Annotated in this window: 17 protein-coding genes and 1 pseudogene; 16 read left to right on the top strand and 2 right to left on the bottom strand. The window is 67.2% G+C overall.

Annotated elements, in window-relative coordinates; all coding sequences use genetic code 11:
• Nucleotides 1-426: 426 nt before the first annotated feature.
• The 13 genes and pseudogenes from IAI58_RS23560 to IAI58_RS20240 form a co-directional block, all read left to right on the top strand.
• Nucleotides 427-612 (top strand): annotated as a pseudogene (locus IAI58_RS23560) (hypothetical protein); the annotation flags it as partial.
• A gap of 103 nt (nucleotides 613-715) precedes the next feature.
• Nucleotides 716-1,042 (top strand): hypothetical protein, encoded by a 327-nt coding sequence (locus IAI58_RS23565; RefSeq protein ID WP_408906194.1) that lies wholly within the window; start codon nucleotides 716-718, stop codon nucleotides 1,040-1,042.
• Nucleotides 1,043-1,174: 132 nt separating this feature from the next.
• The gene (locus IAI58_RS20190) at nucleotides 1,175-2,518 is read left to right on the top strand and encodes an amidase (protein WP_207446277.1); all 1,344 of its coding nucleotides are present in this window, start codon (nucleotides 1,175-1,177) and stop codon (nucleotides 2,516-2,518) included.
• A complete protein-coding gene (locus IAI58_RS20195) occupies nucleotides 2,515-2,739 on the top strand; it encodes a hypothetical protein (RefSeq protein ID WP_207446282.1) in 225 nt (74 codons plus the stop codon). Before IAI58_RS20190 ends, IAI58_RS20195 begins: the two co-directional genes overlap by 4 nt.
• A complete protein-coding gene (locus IAI58_RS20200) occupies nucleotides 2,729-4,303 on the top strand; it encodes an ABC transporter substrate-binding protein (protein WP_207446284.1) in 1,575 nt (524 codons plus the stop codon). Before IAI58_RS20195 ends, IAI58_RS20200 begins: the two co-directional genes overlap by 11 nt.
• 3 nt (nucleotides 4,304-4,306) lie before the next feature.
• Entirely contained in the window at nucleotides 4,307-5,245 is a 939-nt protein-coding gene (locus tag IAI58_RS20205) for an ABC transporter permease (protein WP_207446286.1), read from the top strand.
• Between the two features lie 32 nt (nucleotides 5,246-5,277).
• On the top strand, nucleotides 5,278-6,138 hold the full coding sequence (locus tag IAI58_RS20210; protein WP_237182967.1) for an ABC transporter permease: 861 nt from the start codon (nucleotides 5,278-5,280) through the stop codon (nucleotides 6,136-6,138).
• Nucleotides 6,138-7,139: an ABC transporter ATP-binding protein gene (locus IAI58_RS20215; RefSeq protein WP_207446290.1), complete on the top strand. Its 1,002-nt coding sequence runs from the start codon at nucleotides 6,138-6,140 to the stop codon at nucleotides 7,137-7,139. The genes IAI58_RS20210 and IAI58_RS20215 overlap by 1 nt, the downstream gene beginning before the upstream one ends.
• Entirely contained in the window at nucleotides 7,136-8,209 is a 1,074-nt protein-coding gene (locus IAI58_RS20220) for an ABC transporter ATP-binding protein (protein WP_207446291.1), read from the top strand. Before IAI58_RS20215 ends, IAI58_RS20220 begins: the two co-directional genes overlap by 4 nt.
• 1 nt (nucleotide 8,210) lies before the next feature.
• Nucleotides 8,211-8,861: an isochorismatase family protein gene (locus tag IAI58_RS20225; protein ID WP_207446292.1), complete on the top strand. Its 651-nt coding sequence runs from the start codon at nucleotides 8,211-8,213 to the stop codon at nucleotides 8,859-8,861.
• A 2-nt stretch (nucleotides 8,862-8,863) separates the two neighbouring features.
• Complete coding sequence (locus IAI58_RS20230) at nucleotides 8,864-9,661, top strand: glutaredoxin domain-containing protein (protein WP_207446294.1); 798 nt, start codon at nucleotides 8,864-8,866, stop codon at nucleotides 9,659-9,661.
• Nucleotides 9,662-9,671: 10 nt separating this feature from the next.
• Nucleotides 9,672-9,893, top strand: a complete 222-nt coding sequence (locus tag IAI58_RS20235; protein ID WP_207446296.1) for an AtzG-like protein — start codon at nucleotides 9,672-9,674, stop codon at nucleotides 9,891-9,893.
• Nucleotides 9,890-11,278: an amidase gene (locus IAI58_RS20240; RefSeq protein WP_207446297.1), complete on the top strand. Its 1,389-nt coding sequence runs from the start codon at nucleotides 9,890-9,892 to the stop codon at nucleotides 11,276-11,278. The genes IAI58_RS20235 and IAI58_RS20240 overlap by 4 nt, the downstream gene beginning before the upstream one ends.
• A 292-nt stretch (nucleotides 11,279-11,570) precedes the next feature.
• Here the strand turns inward: IAI58_RS20240 and IAI58_RS20245 are convergent, their stop codons facing one another.
• Nucleotides 11,571-12,284 carry an aspartate/glutamate racemase family protein gene (locus IAI58_RS20245; RefSeq protein ID WP_207446300.1) on the bottom strand — a complete coding sequence of 238 codons (714 nt, stop codon included), beginning with the start codon at nucleotides 12,282-12,284 and terminating at the stop codon, nucleotides 11,571-11,573.
• A gap of 132 nt (nucleotides 12,285-12,416) precedes the next feature.
• On the bottom strand, nucleotides 12,417-12,887 hold the full coding sequence (locus tag IAI58_RS20250; RefSeq protein ID WP_237182329.1) for a cupin domain-containing protein: 471 nt from the start codon (nucleotides 12,885-12,887) through the stop codon (nucleotides 12,417-12,419).
• A gap of 219 nt (nucleotides 12,888-13,106) precedes the next feature.
• On the opposite strand from IAI58_RS20250, the gene IAI58_RS20255 reads away from it, so the two are divergent.
• The 3 genes from IAI58_RS20255 to IAI58_RS20265 all read left to right on the top strand — a co-directional run bounded on the left by IAI58_RS20255 (nucleotide 13,107) and on the right by IAI58_RS20265 (nucleotide 17,127).
• Nucleotides 13,107-14,345 (top strand): aminotransferase-like domain-containing protein, encoded by a 1,239-nt coding sequence (locus tag IAI58_RS20255; RefSeq protein WP_207446302.1) that lies wholly within the window; start codon nucleotides 13,107-13,109, stop codon nucleotides 14,343-14,345.
• Between the two features lie 17 nt (nucleotides 14,346-14,362).
• The gene (locus tag IAI58_RS20260; protein WP_207446304.1) at nucleotides 14,363-15,490 is read left to right on the top strand and encodes an MFS transporter; all 1,128 of its coding nucleotides are present in this window, start codon (nucleotides 14,363-14,365) and stop codon (nucleotides 15,488-15,490) included.
• Nucleotides 15,491-15,633: 143 nt separating this feature from the next.
• Nucleotides 15,634-17,127 carry an aminotransferase-like domain-containing protein gene (locus IAI58_RS20265; RefSeq protein ID WP_207446306.1) on the top strand — a complete coding sequence of 498 codons (1,494 nt, stop codon included), beginning with the start codon at nucleotides 15,634-15,636 and terminating at the stop codon, nucleotides 17,125-17,127.
• Nucleotides 17,128-17,145: the final 18 nt, after the last annotated feature.

Here is a 17,145-nt window from a genome sequence, read left to right on the forward strand (position 1 = left end):
AAGCTGTTCACCGCCGGTTCCAGCCGCGCGAACAGCCCTTTGGCACCATCCCGGCGGCGGTGATCTGGGCCGTGAACTTCTTGTTGGTGACGGCGCGGTTGCCGCCGATTCAGGAGCCGCGGCCAGCAGCAGCCCCGGGGTCCGGCGCATGCCCGAGGTATCGACCATCTTGGCGCCCAGGGCGCCGCGGATCAGCACGGCACCGGCTCCTGTCCGGGCCATGACTTTGTCTCCCAGGAGTCGGCGAGAGCGTTGTTGCTGGTGCTGGAGCAGAGGACGAAGAGCTGCTCCAACACCGCGACGAGCTGGAAGGGCCGGATGGAGAAGCTCCGGCAGGCCGCCTCCCACAGCAGGAAGGCACCGATGAAGGCCAGGCGCAGAACCTATTAACGAGCCTCCTGCGCTTTGACCCTGCTGTGATTTCTGTTGGACGGGCGTGCCGCCGCGGCTGACCTGTTCTGGCTGACGAAGGCGCAGATCCAGCGGATCGCGCCCTGCTTTCCGCTCTCCTATGGCGTGCCGCGGGTCGATGAGCACCAGGTCGTCAGCGGCATCGTCCACGTCATCCGCAATAGCCTTCGCTGGCGCGATGCGCCTGCCGAACACGGCCCGCACAGACACTCTACAATCACTTCATCCGATGAAGTTGCATGGGCGTCTTCAACCGTATCTTCGCGGGGCTGGCCGGACGCAAGGGCCAGGCAGCGCATTCCGCATGACAGGATGCTGTATCGCCAGCGAGCACCGCATCGGGAGCATATTCGGCAGGATCAAGGGCTGGTGCCGCACCGCCACGCGCCACGACCGCTGCGCCCACACCTTCATGTCCGCCATCTGCCTCGTCGCCACCATCCTCTTCTGGATCAATGAGCCTGAGCCCAGGCAGCAGCTTGAGCTAGAAAAGCCAGCGCCGCTGATCCCGTTCCAGACCAACATTTACGACAGTGCCGATGAAGCGCCGCTCGACAGAGTCCATGACCTCCGCGAGCGGTTGAACCTGCATCGGACCATGGCTACCGAAAGTGCGCCAACGTTAGCATAAATGCGTGGACAGGACCGCCTGCCCAGCATAGCGTTCTCTCAGAAGAGGCTCACGAGAAGCCAGGGAGACGTCGTTCATGGAAGCCGCCGAGCCGAGCGTTGTACGGCCATGTCCAGATGACAGGACATCGCGATGAGTCAGGCACCCCCGACCATCGCAGAGCTTGGCTTTCAAATACGCTCGGGATCTGCAACATCTTTCAGCTTGGTGGAAGCCTGCCTGGAGCGGGCGCAGGCCCAGGACGGGCTAAATGCCTTCGTGCATCTCTGCTCCGAGGATGCTCTCAACCGCGCACGAGAGGCAGACCGGGAGATCTCTGCCGGCCGGGTGATCGGGCCGCTGCACGGCATTCCCTATGCTGTTAAGGATACCTACGACGTTGCCGGCCTGCCGACCCGAGCCGGGTCGCGCCTGACGGACTCAGCGCCGGCCCGCGCGAATGCCGCCCTGGTCGAAAGGCTGGAGCGCGCCGGAGCCATCATCCTTGGCAAGCTCAATACCTGGGAGTACGGCACCGGCAACGGAGGCGAGTATTTCGACCTCCCCTTCCCGCCAGCCCGGAATCCCTGGGACCCCGCACGCTTCACGGGTGGCTCCTCTACTGGCTGCGGAGTTGCCGTGGCCGCCGGCATGGTGCCGTTCTCGCTGGGGTCAGATACCACAGGGTCCATACGTCTCCCCGCAGCAGCGACCGGCACGGCCGGGATGATCGCGACGCCCGGGGCGCTCAGCCTGGACGGCATCCTGCCGAATTGCTGGTCGCTCGATAGCCCCGGCATTCTGGCCTGGACAGCGGAGGATGTGTCGCTCGTCCTGCAGGCTCTCACCGGCGGGATGAAGGACGACCGCAAGAAGCCTTACTCCGTCGGTGTGCTGCATGGTGGCGACAGCGGAATGCCAGCGCCCCATCCCGAGCTTCAGACGGCATTCGCCGCGGCGGTCGATCTGCTGCGCGCACAAGATGTGCAGGTTACGGATATCGAGCTTCCGTTCTCGATCGACGCCTGCTTCCAGGCGACACGGATGATCGGCCCCGCAGAAACCGGATCGCTGCACGAGAAGGAACTGCGTGAGAGGCCCGGTGAAATGGGCCGCGCGTTGCGCGATAAGATGCTAGGCGGGCACACGATCCGGGCCGTGGATTACCTCGCCGCGCTGCGCTTCCGTACCGTCGTACAGGAGAGCATCGAAGCGCTGATCGCGCCTTTCGATGCGATCGTTACCTATGGCACGCTCGGCTTGCCTCCCGTCCTGGGACGGGAGCCGGAGATGACACGCTACACCACCGACACCTTTCTGACGCCATTCAATTTGTCCGGCCATCCGGCGATGACGCAGTGCATAGGCTTCTCGGCAGATGGCCTGCCGCTGAACTGGCAGATCGTTGGAAAACGACATGACGAGCCGAGGATGCTTGGCCTCGCCGAGCGTTATGAGCGCGCGACGCCGTGGCGTATGCGGAGGCCGGGCGCATGAGCCACGAGACCCGCATGGTTCGCGACCCCGCCGAACGTTATGGCCTGCAGGCACTGACACAGGAACATCGCGCCAGACTGCTTGAGCTTGCCGTGCAGACAGCGGCGGCCGCGCTGTCCTTTCCGCGCGTTACCGACAAGCGCATCGCGCCCTGCCATCCCGCGCAGCATAGCGCCCCCCATTTCAGCACGATCCGGAAAAGAACCGACGATGTCCAATAAGCTCCATCGCCCGGCCCTGCATCTCGGCCGGCGCTCTGCCATGATGAATGCCATCGGCCTAGCCGGCGCGGCCGCACTGCCAGCAGCCATGGTGCCGCGCCAGGCGCGGGCCCAATCCCGCACGCTTCGCATCCGGATCGGCGCCGATATCTCCCAGCTTGATCCCGCCCGCATCTTTCAGGTCGAGAACCAGGCCGTCGTTGGCAACATCTACAGCGGCCTCGTGAAATACGACGAGGCGACGAATAAGATCGTCAACGATATCTCGACCGGTCACGAAGTCAGCGAGGATGGAAAGATCTGGACTTTCCGCCTGCGCCCGAATGTCACCTGGCATAAGAACTACGGCCCCTTCACGGCCGATGACGTGAAGTTCACCTTCGATCGCATCCTCGATCCGGCGACCGCCAGCGCCTATCGCGCGCAACTTAGCGGCCTGCAACAGGTGGAGGTCATTGATCCACTCACCGTGCGCTTCGTGCTCGACGAGTCGAATTCGGGCTTTCTCCACAAGCTCTGCGCCTTCAATCAGGGGTGGCTGGTATCGCGGCGCGCCGTAACGGAACTTGGCACCCGCTACGCGATGAACCCGATTGGCACCGGCCCCTTTGTCTTCGAGCGCTGGACGGCCGGCAGCGAGGTGCGAATCGTCGCGAACAAGGAGTATTTCGGCGGCCCTCCAGCCATACCGGATGTCAGCTTCCGCATCATCCGTGATGAGACCGCGGCGGCCATCGCCCTTGAGAAAGGGGAGATCGACATCTTCTTCGGCCTACAGCAGCCTGAAGTCATCGAGAGGCTGAAGCAGGCTCAATCCGTTCGGGTGCTGGATCGCGCCTCCAACAACATCCTGGGCCTTGTACTGAATACCACGGCGGGTCCTCTCAAGGATGTGCGGGTGCGGCGGGCCATTGCCCATGCGCTGAACCGCAACGGCCTGATCGAGGGCTTCTTCCGCGGCACCAAGCTCGAGGCCACAAGCGTTCTGACCTCGACCTTTCAGGAGTATTCAACCGAAGGCGTGCCGAGCTACCCGTATGATCCAGAGAAGGCGCGGGCACTGCTCAAGGATGCCGGAGTCTCGAACTTCCGCTTTGAGATCACAGCGGTCGCGCTGAGCCCCTATGACCGTATCCCCGTCCTACTGATCAACGACCTGCAACAGGTTGGCATCCAGGCCACGGTGCGGGTGCTGGAGAGGGCGGCCTTCATGCAGGCGCGGTCCTCGGGCAATGTCCAGTCCGTCACGACCGCCGTGGTCGGGCCACCGGACCCTGACAGCACACTGGTGACGCTGCTGCACTCACGCTCGGCACCGCCCGGCCTGAACACCGCCCGCTATAACGGAGTTGACGATCTGCTCGCCCGCGCCGCGAGGACCACTGATGCCGCGAGCCGCAAGGCAGCCTATGCGGCCATCCTCCGCAAGACCATGGAAGATCTGCCGGTCATCCCGCTCTATGCCGATCGCCTCTATCTCGCGCATGGCATAGGGGTGAAGGGGCTGGTGCAGAATTCGCTCTTCACTTTGCAGGTCGGCGCGGTCTCCATCGGGAGTGCGTGAAGGATGCTTGCCTATCTGGGCCGGTGCCTCTTGCAGCTTGCTGTCGGCATGCTCGGCATCGCGACCGTGACATTCTTCCTGATGCGGGCCATTCCGGGGGATCCGGCGGTCTATATGCTGGGAGACTACGCTACCGAGGAATCGCTGGCCGCGCTGCGTGAAACCCTCGGACTGAACCTCCCGGTCTGGCAGCAATATACCATGTTCATGGGGCGCGCCCTGACCGGTGACCTCGGGCAGTCAGTCGTTACCGGACAGCCTGCGATGCTCGAGATCGCCAGCAGCGTTCCGCCTTCCGCGGCGCTGGCCCTGGCGGGCATCGCCATCGCCGTGCTGGTCGGCGTGCCGCTCGGCGTGGTCGCGGCGGTCCGGCAGGGAAGCTGGATCGACGTGGCGGTGATGGTCGTGGCCCTGGCGGGCATCTCCTTCCCGGTCTTCTGGGTCGGGCTGATGGCCATTCTCTGGCTTTCCTTCGGGCTCGGCCTGTTCCCGGCTCTCGGAGCCTCCACCGAGCCGGGACTGCTCAACGGGCTCTATCACCTGGCCCTGCCCGCCCTTGTCCTGGGCCTGTCGGTCGCCGCCTATATTGCGCGGCTGACACGCTCGGCGATGCTTGAGGTCCTGCGGCAGGACTACATCCGTGTTGCGCGGGCCATGGGCGTGCCTGAACGGCGCATTGTCTGGAAGCTCGCGCTGCGTAACGCCACGATCCCGATCCTGTCCGTCATCGGCGTGACTTTCGCCTGGTCCCTGGGCAATGCAATCCTGGTGGAGGTCGTGTTCAGCCGGCCCGGACTCGGTTCCACCATCCTGAAGGCCATCATGGCGCGCGATTATCAGCTCGTGCAGAGCGGCGTCCTCCTGCTCGCGGCCGCGGTGGTGCTCGTCAATACCCTGCTCGATCTGGCCTATGCCCATATCGATCCGAGGCTTGCCACATGAGTGCTTCCATCCTGGCCGCACCACCCGCGGAGGTGAAGCAGCGCCGCAGGGCCACGCTGCGCCGCTATTTGCGTCATCCCGGCTTCATGATCGGCACCTGTCTCCTTGCGCTGATTCTCGCCATCACCCTGGCGGCCCCCTGGCTCGCGCCACATTCGCCGACCCAGACCAACCCGCTCAACGCCCTGGCCGGCCCTTCGGCCACCTATCCCCTGGGCACCGATCAGTTCGGTCGCTGCCTGCTCTCGCGCCTGATCTGGGGTGGACGGGTGTCCTTGATGGTCGCCTTCTTCGTCGTCGTCATCTCCCTGACGGTAGGGAGCATCATCGGCGCACTGGCCGGCTATTTCGGCGGCTGGATCGGGCGCATCATCGTAACCTGCAACGATATCCTGCTGGCCTTCCCAAGCTTCCTTCTGGCGCTCGCCATCGTCGCGGCACGGGGCAACTCGCTCGACTCCATCATCGTGGCCGTCTCCGTCGCCTACATCCCACGTGTTGCCGCAGTCATGCGTGCCGTGGTGCTGACCATTCGCCCGCGGCCCTTCATCGAGGCTTCGCAGGGGCTCGGCATGGGCACCACCCGCATTCTGCTGAAGCACGTCATTCCGAATGCGATGCCGCCGGTCATCGTCGTGGCCACGGTCAGCGCGGCGACAGCCATCCTGGCAGAAGCCGGGCTGAGCTTCCTGGGGCTCGGCGTGCAGCCACCTACCCCGACCTGGGGCAACGTCATCTCCGAAGGCCAGACGGCGATCGCGTCCAATCCGCTCATCTCGCTGTCCGCCGGCGCCTGCATTGCCGTGACGGTGATCGCGCTCAACCTGCTGGGCGACGGGCTGCGCGATACGCTCGACCCGCAGATGCGACGCAACACCGGGAAGATCATCTGATGGCCCAGAAGCCTGCACTGGAGATCCGCAACCTCCGCACCGCCTTTCCCGGTGAGAACGGCCCGATCCATCTTGTGAATGACGTGTCACTGAGCGTGAAGGCAGGCGAGACCCTCGCCATCGTCGGTGAGTCCGGCTCGGGCAAGACGATGACCTTCCTCTCCGCCGTCGGACTGGTCCCGCCTCCCGGACGGGTCATAGGAGGGGAGGTTCTTCTGGACGGAACTGATCTGCTCAAGCTCGATCCGGCGGCGCTGCGCCGCTTCCGTGGCCCGCGCATCGCCATGGTGTTCCAGGATCCGCTGACCGGCCTCAACCCTGTCTTTCCGATCGGCGAACAGCTTGTCGAGGTCCTGCGCGCGCACATGCCAACGGATCGGCAGACGGCACGCCGACGCGCCATCCAGTTGCTGGATCGCGTGCAGATCCCTTCCGCCAGGCAGCGCTTCGGGGAGTATCCGCACCAGTTCTCAGGCGGCATGCGCCAGCGCGTGCTGATCGCGATGGCCATCGCGCTCAACCCCTCGGTGCTCATCGCCGATGAGCCGACGACAGCGCTTGACGTCAGTGTTCAGGCTCAGGTCCTGGAATTGCTCGCCGACCTGCAGCGTGAATTCTCCATGGCACTGGTGCTGATCACGCACGACCTTGGCGTGGTGGCGCGGCATGCCACGCGCATGGCGGTCATGTATGGTGGCCGCATTGTCGAATCCGGCGCCATCGACAAGGTCTACGCCCGTAGCGCGCACCCCTATACCGAAGCGCTGTTTCGCAGCCTGCCGCGCCTCGACACTCTTGCCGGCAGCGACCTTTCCCCCATCGAGGGACAACCGCCCGATCCGGCGGCCATGCCCGCAGGCTGCGCTTTCGAACCCCGTTGCTTCCTAGGCCACGGAAGGCCCATCTGCGGATCGGAAAGGCCTCCACTCCAACCGCTTGATCCAGATGGCCTGCATCTCAGCGCTTGCCATTTCCGTGATGAATTGGAACGCGTGGCATGACCCTGTTGCAGAACGCGGAGTTGCTCCGCGTGGACCGCGTGAGCAAGGTCTTCGGTGGCCACAAGGGGATCCTTGGCGGGTCAAAGCCGCTGTTGCGGGCGGTGGACTCGGTGTCCTTCAATCTGGATCGGGGTGAGACGCTGGGCCTGGTCGGTGAGTCCGGCAGTGGCAAAAGTACCCTCGGTCGCCTGGTGTTGAGGCTGCTGGACAGCAGTGACGGCAGCATCACTTTCGAGGGTAAGGAGATCTCGACGCTGTCGCCCCGTGCCGTACGCGGGTTGCGGCAGCGGATGCAGATGGTGTTCCAGGACCCCTATGGCTCGCTGGACCCGAGGATGACGGCGGGCGATATCATCGCCGAGCCGCTGCTGGTCCACGGCACGCCGAAGCATGAAATCGGGGGCCTGGTGCGCGATGCCATGCGTCAGGTCGGCCTTTCCGTTGCCATGGCCTCTCGCTACCCTCACGAGTTCTCTGGCGGACAGCGGCAGCGGATCGGCATTGCACGGGCCATTGTGCTGCGCCCCTCCCTTCTGGTGCTGGATGAGCCTGTCTCGGCGCTCGATGTCTCGGTTCAGGCGCAAATTCTGAACCTGCTCCGGGACCTGCAACGGAAGCTCGGTCTTGCCTACTTGTTCATCGCACATGACCTCTCGGTAGTACGGCATGTCAGCGATCGCGTCGCCGTCATGTATCTCGGCCGGATCATCGAGATCGCGGCACGAGACCATCTCTATGAGAACCCGCGCCATCCCTACACTATTTCGCTGTTGTCGGCCGTTCCAGTGGCTGACCCGGTCAAGGAGCGCTCACGCACGCGCATCCTGATGCATGGCGAGATCGGCAGCGCCGCGGCCATGCCAACCGGGTGCAGCTTCCACAAACGCTGTTTCCGTGCGCGGCTGATCAGCGCACGCCCGGGCGTGGAACCCACAGTGACGTCTGACGGCGGCACTGTGCCCCGCATTTGTGCAAGTGAGGTCCCGGCGCTGCGCGCGCAGCCTGGCCGCACCCATGCCGTGGCCTGCCACTTTGCCGACGATACCCCGCCACCTTCCGTGGAGCATTGACATGAGCGCCAGTCGTGAGAGCAATTATCAGGGTGTCTTTGACAGCCGCACCGGCTTCGGCGACAGGCCAGCCGTGATCGTCATCGACTTCATCCTGGCCTATACGACGCCTCGCAGCGCCTTCTATGCACCCGGCGTGGTATCCGCTGTGGCGGAGACAGCCGCCCTGCTTCAAGCCGCCCGCGCTGCCTCGGTGCCGATCATCTACACCAAGGTCCTGTATCATCCCAACGGACAGGATGGCGGATGGTTCGTCCGCAAAGTTCCGGCTCTGCGCCAGCTCGTCGCTGGCGAACCCCTGGCTGAGATTGATCCGAAGGTGCAGCCGGCTGCTTCTGATGTCGTGCTGGTCAAGCAGTATCCAAGCCCGTTCTTCGGAACGCCTCTGGCCTCCATGCTGACAGCGATGGGTGTCGATACGCTGATCCTGACGGGCTGCTCTACAAGCGGCTGCGTGCGCGCGGGGGCCATCGACGGCATTCAGCACGGCTTCCGGGTGGTCATTCCACAGGAATGCGTGGGCGATCGGCATGATGGCCCCCATGACGCCAATCTGTTCGACATGAATGCGAAATACGCCGACGTCCTGCCGCGGGAGACGGTGATCTCCTATTTTGCCCGGCTGGGAAAGAACGGCGCCAAGGAGGATTAGCCATGAATGACATCGCGACACCGCATGACGATATGATCCGCGTCTATTGGATGACAGGCTGCTCCAGCTGTCTGCGGACGAAGGAATTCCTCACCCGCCATGGTGTGCCCTTCGTCTCGCGCAACGTGCTGGAGGATGACGGAGCCTATGACGAGCTGGCCATCTTTGGCCTGCGCCAGGTGCCTATCGTCACCCGCGGAGGGCGTTACGCCAATGGGCAGGTGCTGCGCGACGTGGCGGCCCTGGCAGGCATTCACTGGGGGGACGCCAAGATCCTGCCCGTGAAGGAGCTGCAGACCCGACAGGATATTATTCTCTCCACGGCGGAGAGATTGCTTTCGCAGCTGCCTGAGGACGCGCTGCAGCGTCATCTGCCGAACCGCCCCCGCAGCTATGCCGATCTGGCCTTCCACATCTTTAACATTCCCGATGCCTTCCTGGAGCATGAGGCAGGACAGCCGCTTACCTTCGACTCGTATATGCGGGTGCCAGGGCCTGATATGCAAAGCAGGGAGGCCCTGCTGAATTATGGGCGCGATGTCCGCCAGCGGTTGACGGAGTGGTTCGCCGCCCATGGGGACAAGCGGGATTGGTCGGCGCCGGCGGATGTCTATTACGGCGAACAGACCCTGCACGAATATCTGGAGCGCACGACCTGGCATAGCTGTCAGCATGTGCGGCAACTCGCCTGGGTGCTGAGTGGCCTGGGAATCGAGCCGTCCCGGCCACTGGGCCGCGAGATTTTCGATGGCCTGCCCATGCCAGATAAGGTTTGGGACGACGAGAATGCCAAGGTCTGAGGAACGCCGCATGCCAGACCTGGAGTGGAATGACAGGCTTGAAGGCCAGTTTCGCGCGATGCTGGCGCTCTCCGGCCTGACAGTTCCGGAAGACCGGCTGGATGCCATGCGCGGCGCTTTCGCCGGCTGCCGCGAGATGGCCACCGTATTGGCCGAGCCGCTGCCCTATGAGGTGGAGCCGGCGCCGGCCATTCCGCCCTATCCTGTCCCCGCCGCGGAGGAGCGGCGATGAGCGCGCTGGAGCCTGGCTTCACCCTGGCCGAAGCGTCCCAGGCCATCAGCGAGGGCGCCTCGCCCCTCGCGATCACCCGGCAGTGCCTGGACCGCATCGCGGCGCTGGAGCCGGAACTGCACGCTTTCATCACGGTGACGGCCGACCGTGCCCTCGCCGCAGCGGAGCAGGCAGAGCGCGAGATCCGGAACGGGCGCAGGCGTGGCCCCCTGCACGGTATTCCCTATGCGCTCAAGGATCTGTTCGACGTCGCGGGACTTCGCACCACCGCGCATTCCCGCTTGTTACTCGACAACCTCGCCAGTGAGGATTCCGAGGTCACGCGCCGCCTGGAAGCGGCCGGAATGGTGCTGCTCGGCAAGCTGTCCACCCATGAATTCGCCCGGGGTGGGCCGACGGACCAGTTGCCTTTCCCGAACGCCCGCAACCCCTGGGCGACCGACCGCTTCGCCGGCGGGTCCAGCACTGGCTCGGCGGTTTCTGTCGCGGCAGGGATGGTGCCGCTGGCGATGGGCAGCGATACGGGCGGTTCGGTGCGGCTGCCCGCTGCCTATACCAATCTGGTGGGGCTGAAGCCGACCTATGGGCGGATCAGCCGGCGCGGCATGATACCGTTGAGCTTCGGGCTGGACCATGCCGGCACCCTGACGCGCAGCGTGGAGGATGCGGCGCTGGCACTCTCGGTGCTGGCCGGGCACGATCCGGCTGATCCCGGTTCCGCGGCGGTGCGGGTGGATGACTACCTTGCCGGCCTGAAGCGTGGAATCGCCGGGCTCCGTATCGGCTATGCGCGCGCTTTCAATGAGGAGTCGCTCGTCGGCCCTGAGCAGATGGCGGCGCTCGACGAGGCGGTTCGCGTGATGCACGATCTGGGTGCCACGGTGAAGGAGGTAGCGCTTCCCTCCCGTCGCCGGCTGGATGCCTGCACCTGGACCATCCTGCATGCCGAAGGCTTCGCCGTACATCAGCAGGATCTTCGTACGAGGGCGCAGGACTATGGCCGTGTGACGCGTGAGCGCCTGATGCTCGGTGCCTTCGTTACGGGCAGCGAGTATGTACAGGCTCAACGCCTACGCAGCGTGCTGCGGCGCGAAGTAGACGACGTGCTGCGCGACGTCGATGTCATCTTCTGCGCCAGCATCGCTGCCGAAGCACCGCTGGTCGCGGCTGTCGACGAAGGGCCCTGGCGCCGGGAGCATCCGATAACCGGCCCCTTCAATGCCACCGGTCACCCCGCCATGTCATTGCCTACTGGCTTCTCTGCCAATGGCATGCCGCTTTCGGGCCAGCTTATCGGCGCTCATTTTGACGAGGCGATGCTGTTCCGCCTCGGCTACGCCTACGAGCAGCAAGCGGAATGGTGGAAGCGCCGGCCGCCGGTCTGAAAGGCAGAAGGCCACGAAGGATGCGCCGAGAACAGACTTGGCGCATCCGGTGATCGGGCAAGCATCCAACCCTTTTGGGGCAGAGCCTTGGCCGTGCTGGCTTTGGGGCCTGATAGGCCCAGGACTCATGGATTCGCAACAGGCAATGTCTCGATCCGGTTGCACCAGTCCCATTCCAGCGGCTTCCTGTGGCGTCCCGGCCTGGAAGGGTACGGTGGGCGCATCTTGGCCTCTCCGCCCAGACCTTGCCCCTGCCCCGGCGTGAGAGGCGCCTGCGCCGGGCTCACCAGTCTCAACCGGCCGCAACGGGAACGGAAGCCAGCCGCTGCCGCAACGCCATGACGGCCGATTGCGGTGTCGTCAGCACCGGCAGGCCGGCTGGCACGGCGGCCCGCACGGCCGGCGCCGCCCGCGCCATGGAAAACTGGCCGATGACGATGGAATCCACCGCCGGTAAGGCTGCCGCCGCGCGGGCGATCAGCGCGTCATGCTCCTCCGGCCGCCCGGCCTGGAGCGCCGCCAGTGCCCCTTCCACCAGGCGCGCCTCAATGGTCAGGGGCTTGCCGACAGCCTCTCCCGCCGCCTTCAGCTCATCGGCCATCGAAGCGAGGGAGGGCGCGAAGCTCACCAGCAGGCCGATGCGGCCGCCATGCCCCAGCGCCTCGGCGAAGGCGCCCTCATTCGGCTTCAGGATCGGGATGCCGTGGCTCCGCCGCGCCGCCTCGATGGCGGGCGCGAAGGCGGAACAGGTGAAGAGGATGGCGTCGCTCCCCCCGCCTTCGGGCCCCGCCATGGCGGCATAATCCGTCAGGCTCCTGAAGCGACCCATCATCTTGGCGTCCAGCACGCCGCCCGCCGCCGCGTGATCCGCCGAGAGCGAGGAATCCAGCAGGTCGTGGGTCCGCGCTTCCGGCCAGTATTCAGCGAAGGCGGCATGGATCGGCGCCACGGATTCGCGCAGGGCATGGATCAGCATGATCCGGCTCGGCCGTATGGGCTGGCGCATGGCGTTCCTCTCCCTCGAATCGCGCGGGCAGGAGAATGCCGGCCATGCCCGGGCTCCGATATCCCCTTTATGCAGCGCGCCACAACCGCGGATACCTGGAGGCGCCGCAGCCCGCCCGGTCCTGGCGGAGGCTCAGTAGGGCGGGCCGTCCTTGTGCCGGTACCGCCAGCGGCCGTCCTCGCGCAGGGCCAGGAGATCGTCCAAGGGGTAGACGACCCCGTCCCCCTCGGTGCGGTCGCCCACCTCCAGGTAACGGACGGGCCCTGCCGAGCGGTTCTCCAGGTGATGCGCCGCGCCACCGGCCGGGAAACCGGCGCAGTACCCGGCCCGCAGCACCACCACCTCCTCCTCTCCGGAGACGAGCACGGCCTCCCCTTCCAGGATGAAGACGAACTCGTCCTGCTGGCTATGGGCGTGGTGCAGGGCGGAGACGGCGCCGGGTTCCAGCACCGTCAGGTTCACGCCGAAGTTCCGCAGCCCGAAGAGATCGCCCAGCGGACGCTTGACGCGCCCCGCCATCCTGGCGGCGAAGACCGCCGGATAGCTGGAGGAAATGCCGCGCTGCGGCGCCGTATCGGCCCTGATGGCCACGCGTTCCGTCATTCCGGCCTCCTGTGACATGGCTTCGCGACGCCTGAGGATGCGCCTCCGGCCGCCCTGATGGAAAGTCCCGGCCGGCGGCTCCGCGCAGGGACTGTACCGGCCGGCGCGCGGCACAGTTCCGGGGCCGCGCGCCGTGGATCCGCTTGCGGCGCGCCTCTCCGGCTCCGATGCTCGCGAAAGCCGCCCCGCGTCACCTCCTGCCCCGACTGGATGGACATCATGGCCCCTCACGCATCCTATCCGCTGTCCAGCCGCGCCCGGCATATGCGGGCCTCGGAAATCCGGGAACTGCTGAAGCTCGTGGACCGCCCTGGCATGATCTCCTTCGCCGGCGGAATTCCCGATCCCTCCCTCCTCGACCATACGGCCTTCCGCGCCGCCTACGACGCCATGCTGGCCGATGCCGCGACGGGCGCTTCCGCGCTGCAATACTCGGCGACGGAAGGCTACCTGCCCCTGCGCGGCTGGCTCGCGGAGCGGATGACCACGCGGGGCATCGCCTGCTCCGCCGAGAATATCCTGGTCACGCATGGCTCCCAGCAGGCGCTCGACCTGATCGGCAAGCTGTTCCTGGACCCCGGCGACAGGGTGGTGACGCAGGCGCCCACCTATCTCGGCGCCCTGCAAAGCTTCAGCGCCTTCGAGCCCGCCTTCGCGAACCTCCGCCACATCGCCGCCGGCGGCCCCGTGAAGCTGATCTACCTCGTCCCCGATTTCGCCAATCCGACAGGCCGGTGCATGGAGCTTTCCGAGCGTATCGCCGCGCTCGACCTGGCGGAGCGGCATGGTGCCATCATCGCCGAGGACGCCGCCTATACCGAGCTGCGCTACGAGGGGGAGGACCTTCCCCCGATCGCCGCGCTGGACCAGGCGCGGGTCGGCGGGATCGAGGAGGCCCGCACCCTCCACTGCGGCACCTTTTCCAAGACGCTCTCGCCGGGCCTGCGCCTGGGCTGGATCTGCGGGCCCGCCGCGCTGATCCACCGGCTGACGCTCATCAAGCAGGCCTCCGACCTGCATACGGCGACGGCGAACCAGCGGGCCATGCATGCCGTCGCCCTCTCCGGCTTCGATGCGCGGGTGGCGCGGGCGCGCCGGATCTACCGGCAGCGGCGGGACTGGATGCTGGAAGCGCTGGAGCGCCACGCGCCGCCCGGCGTGACCTGGACGCGCCCGCGCGGCGGCCTGTTCATCTGGCTCACCCTGCCCGCCGGCACCGACGCGGCGGCGCTGCTGCAAAAGGCCCTGGCGCGGAACATCGCCTTCGTCCCCGGCGGCGCCTTCTTCGCGGATGGCAGCGGCGCCAATACCCTGCGCCTGAGCTTCTCCCTGGCGGATGAGGCGAAATCCGCCGCAGGGATCGCGCGGCTCTGCGAACTCATCGCCGGGGAAGGCGCGCATGCGCGGCCGGAGGCGGTGTCCGGCACCGGCCGCGCCACGACTCACCAGCATCCCTGATCACGGAAGCCCCGCCCATGTCATCCACGGCCTCCGCCCCGCCGGCCACCCGCCTCACCCGCCATGCCCTCTTCGGCGTGGTCGCGGGCGGGCTGATCGTCAGCGCCGCCATGGGCGTGCGCCAGACCTTCGGGCTTTTCGTCGCGCCCTTCTCCTTCGACCACGGGCTGCCGGTCACGCTGATCGCCTTCGCCATCGCGCTGCACAACCTCGTCTGGGGCGTGGCGCAGCCCTTCGCGGGCGCGGCGGCCGACCGCTACGGCGCAGGGCCGGTGGTCGCCTTCGGCGCGCTGCTCTTCGCCGCCGGGCTGGCCGTCGCCGCCCTCTTTCCCACCGGCCCGATGCTGGTGCTGGGCCTGGGCCTGCTGGTGGGGGCGGGCATCAGCTGCACCAGCTTCGGCGTGGTGCTGACGGCGGTCAGCCGCGCCGTGCCGGCCGAGAAGCGCAGCATGGCCCTGGGCCTGTCCAGCGCCTGCGGCTCCCTCGGCCAGATGCTGCTGGTGCCGCTGGCGCAAGGCGTGTCCCAGCATTCCGGCACGGCGGTCGCGCTGATGGTCCTGGCGGGCTGCGTGCTGGCCGTCGCGCCCTTCGGCGTGCTGCTGGACCGCAGGGACCCCGCCGGCGCGGCCCCGGCGCCGGAAGGCGCGGGCCTGCCCCTGGGCGCGGCGCTGGCCCAGGCCATGCGGCACCCCGGCTTCCGGTTGCTGACCCTCGGCTTCTTCAACATGATCGGCAGCTGGGCCTGCGGCTGGCTGGGCGGGCGCTTCCGCCAGCAATATGTCCTGGGATGGCTCTACCTCATCCGCGGCATCGCCATCGCCGCCTTCTTCCTGCTGCCGAAGAGTGAAGCCTCCGTCCTCGTCTTCGCGGCCATCATGGGGCTGATCTGGCTGGGCACGGTGCCGCTGACCAGCGGGCTGGTGGCCAAGGTCTTCGGCGTGCGGCATCTCGGCACGCTCTTCGGAATCTGCTTCCTCAGCCACCAGATCGGCTCCTTCCTGGGTTCCTGGGTGGGCGGCTATGTCTTCGACGCGACGGGCTCCTATTCCCTCATCTGGATCGCCACGGCGGGTGCCGGGCTGGTGGCGGCGCTGCTGCACTTCCCCATCAAGGACCTGCCGGTGGCCGCGCCCGCCACGGCCTGAGCCACCCCGCCGCCGGCCCTGCCGGGCGCGCGGCGGCACAGTGCCCGCGCCGTGGCGCGAAGGCGCGCTTGCGGCGCCGGATGGCGGGCCGGCATAATGTCCGCGCCCGCCCCGACCACGCCTGTTCCGGGAGCCGCGACGCCATGCCACCCGCCCCTGAGCCCTCCTCCGTCGCCGCCGCGCCCGTGGAAACAGGCGAGGCGCTGCGTGTCGTCCTCGGCGGCGCGTCCCGCCTGGTCCTCGAGCTGGACCGGCACGGCCCCCGGCCGCTGGCGGACCAGATCGCGGAGCGGCTGGCCTCGCTGATCCGCGCGGGCAGCCTAACCCAGGGCACGCGCCTGCCCTCCATCCGCGCGCTCGCGGGGCGCTCCGGCGTCAGCATCCATAGCGTGGTGGAGGCCTATGCGCGGCTGGCGGCCATGGGGCTTTCCGTCTCCCGCGCCGGCTCCGGGGTCTATGTCGTGCGTCCCGCCGCCGCGCCCGCCGCCGCCCCGCCACCGGAACCCGACCCCCTGCTGCCGGAGGGCGCGGCGGCGGCGATGATGGACGGGTGGGACGATGCCCTGGCGCCCGGCAGCGGCTTCCTGCCCGGTGCCTGGATGGAAGGCGCCTGGCAGGGCGGCGTGCTGAACCGCTTCGCCCGGCACCTGCCCGCCGCCATGCCCCGGCCCAGCCCGCCGCAGGGGGGCGAGGCGATCCGCCAGCAGATCAGCCTGAAGCTCGGCATGCGCGGCATCCTCATGCCGCCGGACGGCGTGCTGATGACGAGCGGCGCCACCCAGGCGCTGGACCTGGTGATGCAGGCCCATCTTTCCCCTGGCGATACCGTGCTGGTGGAAGATCCCGGCTTCTTCATGCTGTTCCCGATGCTGGCCCGCCGGGGCGCGCGGATGGTGCCGATCCCGCGCCGCGCGGATGGCCCGTGCCTGGAGGCCGTCGCCGCCGCCTGCCGCTCCGGCGCGCCGAAGCTCTTCTTCCTGCAATCCGTGCTGCATAACCCCACCGGCTGGACGGCGACGGCCTCCAATCTCCACCACCTGCTGCGCCTGGCCGAGACCCATGGGCTGCTGCTGGTCGAGGACGATATCTATGGCGACCTCCACCCCGGCGAGCCGGTGCGGCTGATCCAGCTCGATGGCGGGGCCTCCGTCATCTACATCTCCAGCTTCGGCAAGCTGATCGGCGGGGCCGCGCGGCTGGGCTTCCTGGCCACCAGCGCGGCCCGCGCGCGGGAGCTTCTGCGCGCGAAGGTCATGACCGCCCTCACCGGCTCCGGCATGGAGGAACTGCTGGTGCTGGAAGTGCTCTCCTCCGGCCAGTACCGCCGCCATGTCGAGACGCTGCGGGCGCGGCTCTCCTCCGCGCGCGGCCTCGTCACGCAACGCCTGCGGGAACTGGGCTTCAGCATCGAGGGCGGGGATGGCGGGCTCTTCCTCTGGGCCGAGGCGCCGGAGGGCGTGCCCGACGACCTCACCCGGCGCGCCCGGCGGCAGGGATTGTTCCTGGCCGCCGGCACGCTCTTCCGGCCCGGGGGCCGGCCCAGCCGGCATTTCCGCTTCAATGTCGGGCGCTCCACCGACCCGCGCATCCCCGCGCTGCTGCGCGGGCTCCTGCATGGCGGCGGGACGCCGGGATAGGCATGGCCCCACCGCGAA

The sequence above is a fragment of the Roseomonas marmotae genome (genome assembly GCF_017654485.1).
Lineage (GTDB): Bacteria > Pseudomonadota > Alphaproteobacteria > Acetobacterales > Acetobacteraceae > Pseudoroseomonas > Pseudoroseomonas marmotae.

What these genes read in the sequence shown, in the direction of transcription:
- IAI58_RS20240 (WP_207446297.1), top strand. Translation starts at nt 9,890, where the DNA reads ATGAGCGCGCTGGAGCCTGGCTTCACCCTGGCCGAAGCGTCCCAGGCC.
- IAI58_RS20195 (WP_207446282.1), top strand. Translation starts at nt 2,515, where the DNA reads ATGAGCCACGAGACCCGCATGGTTCGCGACCCCGCCGAACGTTATGGC.
- IAI58_RS20235 (WP_207446296.1), top strand. Translation starts at nt 9,672, where the DNA reads ATGCCAGACCTGGAGTGGAATGACAGGCTTGAAGGCCAGTTTCGCGCG.
- IAI58_RS20245 (WP_207446300.1), bottom strand. Translation starts at nt 12,284, where the DNA reads ATGCGCCAGCCCATACGGCCGAGCCGGATCATGCTGATCCATGCCCTG.
- IAI58_RS20205 (WP_207446286.1), top strand. Translation starts at nt 4,307, where the DNA reads ATGCTTGCCTATCTGGGCCGGTGCCTCTTGCAGCTTGCTGTCGGCATG.
- IAI58_RS20200 (WP_207446284.1), top strand. Translation starts at nt 2,729, where the DNA reads ATGTCCAATAAGCTCCATCGCCCGGCCCTGCATCTCGGCCGGCGCTCT.
- IAI58_RS20260 (WP_207446304.1), top strand. Translation starts at nt 14,363, where the DNA reads ATGTCATCCACGGCCTCCGCCCCGCCGGCCACCCGCCTCACCCGCCAT.
- IAI58_RS20190 (WP_207446277.1), top strand. Translation starts at nt 1,175, where the DNA reads ATGAGTCAGGCACCCCCGACCATCGCAGAGCTTGGCTTTCAAATACGC.
- IAI58_RS23565 (WP_408906194.1), top strand. Translation starts at nt 716, where the DNA reads ATGACAGGATGCTGTATCGCCAGCGAGCACCGCATCGGGAGCATATTC.
- IAI58_RS20220 (WP_207446291.1), top strand. Translation starts at nt 7,136, where the DNA reads ATGACCCTGTTGCAGAACGCGGAGTTGCTCCGCGTGGACCGCGTGAGC.
- IAI58_RS20225 (WP_207446292.1), top strand. Translation starts at nt 8,211, where the DNA reads ATGAGCGCCAGTCGTGAGAGCAATTATCAGGGTGTCTTTGACAGCCGC.
- IAI58_RS20265 (WP_207446306.1), top strand. Translation starts at nt 15,634, where the DNA reads ATGCCACCCGCCCCTGAGCCCTCCTCCGTCGCCGCCGCGCCCGTGGAA.
- IAI58_RS20250 (WP_237182329.1), bottom strand. Translation starts at nt 12,887, where the DNA reads ATGACGGAACGCGTGGCCATCAGGGCCGATACGGCGCCGCAGCGCGGC.
- IAI58_RS20230 (WP_207446294.1), top strand. Translation starts at nt 8,864, where the DNA reads ATGAATGACATCGCGACACCGCATGACGATATGATCCGCGTCTATTGG.
- IAI58_RS20255 (WP_207446302.1), top strand. Translation starts at nt 13,107, where the DNA reads ATGGCCCCTCACGCATCCTATCCGCTGTCCAGCCGCGCCCGGCATATG.
- IAI58_RS20215 (WP_207446290.1), top strand. Translation starts at nt 6,138, where the DNA reads ATGGCCCAGAAGCCTGCACTGGAGATCCGCAACCTCCGCACCGCCTTT.